Annotated in this window: 4 protein-coding genes and 1 pseudogene; 3 read left to right on the forward strand and 2 right to left on the reverse strand. The window is 70.7% G+C overall.

Annotated features, from left to right (window positions below):
- Positions 1-608: hypothetical protein (locus GX015_RS04095; protein WP_291342994.1), on the reverse strand; the 608-nt coding region annotated here is incomplete at its 3' end.
- Between the two features lie 86 nt (positions 609-694).
- Between GX015_RS04095 and GX015_RS04100 the strand changes: the two genes are divergently transcribed.
- Positions 695-1,981, forward strand: coding sequence for an adenylosuccinate synthase (locus tag GX015_RS04100; RefSeq protein WP_291342995.1), 1,287 nt, complete (start codon positions 695-697; stop codon positions 1,979-1,981).
- On the opposite strand, the gene GX015_RS04105 is transcribed toward GX015_RS04100, so the two are convergent.
- Complete coding sequence (locus GX015_RS04105) at positions 1,978-3,201, reverse strand: amidohydrolase (RefSeq protein WP_291342996.1); 1,224 nt, start codon at positions 3,199-3,201, stop codon at positions 1,978-1,980. The genes GX015_RS04100 and GX015_RS04105 overlap by 4 nt on opposite strands.
- A gap of 51 nt (positions 3,202-3,252) precedes the next feature.
- Between GX015_RS04105 and GX015_RS04110 the strand changes: the two genes are divergently transcribed.
- Both GX015_RS04110 and GX015_RS04115 read left to right on the forward strand, forming a co-directional pair.
- The gene (locus GX015_RS04110; protein ID WP_291342997.1) at positions 3,253-4,182 is read left to right on the forward strand and encodes a nucleoside hydrolase; all 930 of its coding nucleotides are present in this window, start codon (positions 3,253-3,255) and stop codon (positions 4,180-4,182) included.
- 28 nt (positions 4,183-4,210) lie between these two features.
- Positions 4,211-4,376, forward strand: a pseudogene (locus tag GX015_RS04115) (phosphoribosylglycinamide formyltransferase 2); the annotation flags it as partial.

Consider the following 4,376-nt stretch of genomic DNA (forward strand, 5'->3'; position numbering starts at 1 on the left):
AACAACCCGCGGCGCTGCCCCGGAGGCGGCGGCAATTCGGCCGCGACCAGCCCCGGGGCGTCCGGCAAAGCGCGGACCTGGACGCCATGCGAGACGCCGGAGAACAGCTCGCCGCTGTCGACCCACACCTCGCCGCGCAGGCCGCCGCGCGAGGACGTGCCCTCGATGCCCGGCTCCGTGAGCAGCGCGAATCCCACGATCGCCTGGCCGGTGTCGTCGCGGATCAGCGGCACCGGGCGGACGGGGCGCGTCTCGGCATCGGCCATGGACAGGCCGAACTCGCCGGCGCCCGCGGAATCCGAATCGCCGACGAGCCCCCAGTTCCGGGCCGCCGGCGACGGCGCGGTGGGCACGTGCGCGACTTCGAACCACAGCAGATTGCGCCGCATCAGGTGCGTGACCACGGCCGCCAGCGACGCGTCCGGCCCGACGACGATCACCCGCACCGGCTCGCTCGGCCGCTGCTCCGCGCGCCGCGGGGCGCCGAGGTGGGGGACTTCCTTGCCCTTGGCGATCTCGTCGGGCGTGGGGTTGTCGTCGTGGGGCAGGACCTGCTTTGCGACGTCGTCGAGGAACGCCAGGTCGCGCCTGCCGGGGAGGAGGGGCATGTCGCCGACACCGCAACGCAACGTCAAAATCCGCATGCGACTACACTAGCCGGGGGTTTATCAACCGACTTGTTGGAGTGAATGACATGGCCGCAATCATCGTGGTGGGCGCCCAGTGGGGCGACGAGGGCAAGGGCAAGGCGACCGACATCCTCGGCGGCCGCGTCGATTACGTGGTCAAGCCCAACGGCGGCAACAACGCCGGCCACACGGTCGTCGTCGGCGGCGAGAAGTACGAGCTCAAGCTCCTTCCCGCCGGCGTGCTGTCCGAGAACGCCACGCCGATGATCGGCAACGGCTGCGTGGTCAACCTGGAGGCGCTGTTCGAGGAGATCGACGGCCTCGAGGCCCGCGGTGCAGACACCTCCAAGCTGCGCATTTCCGGCAACGCCCACATGGTCGCGCCGTACCACCAGACCCTCGACCGCGTCACCGAGCGGTTCCTGGGCAAGCGCGCCATCGGCACCACCGGCCGCGGCATCGGCCCGACGTACGCCGACAAGGTCGGCCGCGTGGGCCTGCGCGTGCAGGACATCTTCGACGAGTCGATCCTGCGCCAGAAGATCGAGGCGGCGCTGCACCAGAAGAACCAGATCCTGGTGAAGCTGTACAACCGCCGAGCCATCGAGACCGACCGCATCTTCGAGTACTTCATGTCCTACGCGGACCGCCTGAAGCCGATGGTCGTCGATTCGGCGTTCGTGCTCAACGAGGCCCTCGACGCCGGCAAGCACGTGCTCATGGAGGGCGGCCAGGCGACGATGCTCGACGTCGACCACGGCACTTACCCGTTCGTGACCTCCTCGAACCCGACGTCGGGCGGCGCGTGCGTCGGCGCGGGCATCGGCCCGACGAAGATCACGTCGACGCTGGGCATCATCAAGGCGTACACCACCCGCGTCGGTGCGGGCCCGTTCCCCACGGAGCTGTTCGACAAGTGGGGTGAGTTCCTGCAGACCACCGGCGGCGAGGTCGGCGTCAACACCGGCCGCCTGCGCCGCTGCGGCTGGTACGACTCCGTCCTGGCCCGTTACGCCTCCCGCGTCAACGGCTTCACGGACCTGTTCGTGACCAAGCTCGACGTGCTCACCGGCATCGGCGAGATTCCGATCTGCGTGGCATACGACGTCGACGGCGTGCGCCACGACGAGATGCCGCTGACGCAGTCGGAGTTCCACCACGCCACCCCGATTTACGAGACCATGCCCGCCTGGGACGAGGACATCACCGGCTGCACCACGGTCGAGGAGCTGCCGGAGAAGGCCCGCGATTACCTCGCGCGCCTGGAGGAGCTGTCAGGTTGCCGCATCTCCTACGTCGGCGTCGGCCCGGGCCGCGACCAGACGATCGTCATCAACGACCTGCTGGCCTAGCTTTCGCCCAGCCACGCGGCGGCGGCCACGACGATGGCCTCCGTCCCGCGGTCGAGGGTGGGGTGGATGTCCGGCGCGAACTTCGGCGAGTGGTTGCCGGGCGCGCCGGGCTCGGCGAATCCGCCGAGGCCCCAGTAGCAGTAGGGGGAGCCGAAGGCGTCGGGGATGATGGAGAAATCCTCGGACGCCGGGACGCGGTCCATGTCGACCGACCCGTCGCCGAAGTACTCGTCGAAGGCGCCGCGCACGGTGGCGCAGGCGCCGGCGTCGTTGAGGGTCAGCGGGTAGCGGTCGTAGTAGCGGAATTCGGGCTCCTTTGGGGAGCGGGCGGCCTCGCACTCGGCGCGGACGATGCGCTCGATGCCGGCGTGCAGCTGGTCGGCGACCTCGGCGCTGTATGCGCGCGTGTTCAGCTGCAGGGTGACGGAGTCCGGGATGATGTTGGATTTCGTGCCGCCGTGGATGGACCCGACGGTGATCACCGCGGTCTCGGTCGGCGGGACCTCGCGGGAGACGATGGTCTGCAGGCGCGTGACGATGGTCGACGCCAGCACGATCGGGTCGACGCCCAGGTGCGGCATCGAGCCGTGGGAGCCGGCGCCGTGGACGACGATTTCGATGGACGACGCCGTCGACAGGACCGGGCCGGGGCGGGTGCCCACGCAGCCGCCGGGCACGGTGCCCAGCACATGCTGCGCCAGGACGACGTCGGGCTTCGGCAGCTTGTCGACGAGCCCGCCGTCGACCATGTCCCTCGCGCCCGACGCGGTTTCCTCGCCGGGCTGGAAGATCGCCAGGAAGGTGCCCGACCAGGCGTCCCGGTGCTTGGCCAGCTGTTCGACGGCGCCGAGCAGCGCCATGACGTGCACGTCGTGGCCGCAGGAATGGGCGACGGGGGTTTCGGCGCCGGTGTTCTCGTCGACCTGGGTGAAGGTGGATGCGTAGGGCTTGCCGGACTCCTCCTTCATGGGCAGGCCGTCGAAGTCCGCGCGCGCCGCGACGACGGGGCCGTCGCCGTTGCCGATGACGCCGACCATGCCGGTGGCGCCGACCTTGACCACCTCGACGCCGAGGTCGTCGAGCAGCTCGGCGATCCGCGCCGACGTCCAGTGCTCCTGCATTGACAGCTCGGGGTGCCGGTGGAACTCGATGTACTGCGCATCCCGCGCATCCCGCGTCTCCGCGAGGTCGGCGAGGATGGCGGCTGCCGCAGTGCTCATTGCTGCTCCTTGGTCGTCGGGTGCCTTCGCCCTCGACGCTATCGTGTCGGCATGGCCAACTCCGCGAAGAAGCGCCTCGTCGCCGACGTCGACACGGGCATCGACGACATGCTCGCCCTGATCTACCTCGCCGGTCTGCACCGCGCCGGCGAGATCGACCTCGCGGCCGTCACCGCGACGGCCGGCAACACCACGGTGTGCCAGGCGGCGCGCAATTCCCGCTGGATCCTCGACTTCTGCGGTTGTCGGGACGTCCCCGTCGCCGCGGGTTTCGGCGCGCCGCTGAAGGTCCCGCTGACCACGACCCCGGAGACCCACGGCGAGTTCGGCCTCGGTTTCGCCCGGCCCCCGTCGGTCGCCGCCTGCGACGCCACGGGCGCCGCGCCGGGCGCCTGGCGGCGGGCGCTTGACGACGGCCCGGCCGACCTCCTGATCACCGGCCCCTTGACCACGGCCGCCCGGTTCCCGGAGCTCGCGGCGGCGTTCGAGTCCGTCACCGTCATGGGCGGAGCCGTCGACCATCCCGGCAACACGACCCCAACCGCCGAGTGGAACTTCTGGGTCGACCCCGATGCCGTCGCCGCCGTCTTCGAGCCGTCGCAGCAGCCCTTGACGCTCTGCCCGCTGGACGTCACGGAGACCATCATCGTGCGTCCGGAGGACGTAGAGCGGTGGGCCATCCCGGGAGAGCTCGGCGGCGTCGTCGCCGACGCCCTGCGCTTCTACTTCGGCTTCCACCGCGGCCAGGGCATCGGCTACCTCGCCCAGGTCCACGACCTTTTCGCGGCGATGGTCGCGTGCCGCACGGTGGACGTCGACGTCGCGCCCATGACGCTGCGCGCCGTCGCCTGCGACCGTGGCGCGGTGTCGCGCGCTGATGGGGGAGAGGGCGAGGGGCGGGAGGTGGGCGTCGTCAAGCACGTCGACCCCGCCCGCGTGCACGCCGAGTTCGACCGCGCCCTCGGCCTAGGATGGACCTGACGCGAGCCGACGAACCAGGAGAATCCCCATGCTGACCCCCGCCTCCACCGGAACCCCGTACACCGACGGCGCGACGCGCGTGCTGCTGCTCGGCTCCGGCGAGCTGGGCAAGGAGGTCGCCATCGCGTTCCAGCGCCTCGGCGTCGAGGTGCACGCCGCCGACCGGTACGCCCACGCGCCGGCTCATCAGGTGG

This window comes from Corynebacterium sp. (assembly GCF_012837295.1).
Classification (GTDB): domain Bacteria; phylum Actinomycetota; class Actinomycetes; order Mycobacteriales; family Mycobacteriaceae; genus Corynebacterium.